Source organism: Anaerococcus lactolyticus ATCC 51172, from assembly GCF_000156575.1.
GTDB classification, from domain to species: domain Bacteria; phylum Bacillota; class Clostridia; order Tissierellales; family Peptoniphilaceae; genus Anaerococcus; species Anaerococcus lactolyticus.
The window spans coordinates 1-321 of record NZ_GG666098.1; the positions used below are offsets into that span (position 1 = coordinate 1).

The window sequence follows — 321 nt, forward strand, 5'->3', positions numbered from 1 at the left end:
CAGATAGAAAAATTATCAAGAGAAATATGGCAGATCCATTCCCTACTTCTTAATAAATCAAAAGAAAGTTCTGGTGATTAGTATGGCAATTACAAAAATACATCCTATAAAATCAACTCTAAATTTAGCAATAGATTATATAACCAAGAGTGAAAAAACCGATGAGAAAATCTTGGTATCTTCATTCAAATGTCATCCTTCTACTGCCCATATTCAATTTATGAAAACACGAGAAGACAATGATACTAAAGGTACAGTTTTGGCTAGACATTTAATTCAATCTTTTCTACCAGGAGAGGTTGATCCTATAAAAGCTCACGA

The 321-nt window shown here is 31.5% G+C and carries 1 protein-coding gene and 1 pseudogene; both read left to right on the plus strand.

What is annotated here, in order from left to right:
• A pseudogene (locus tag HMPREF0072_RS12820) lies at positions 1–81 on the plus strand (plasmid mobilization protein); the annotation flags it as partial.
• A gap of 1 nt (position 82) precedes the next feature.
• Positions 83–321: relaxase/mobilization nuclease domain-containing protein (locus HMPREF0072_RS10445; RefSeq protein WP_004830487.1), on the plus strand; the 239-nt coding region annotated here is incomplete at its 3' end.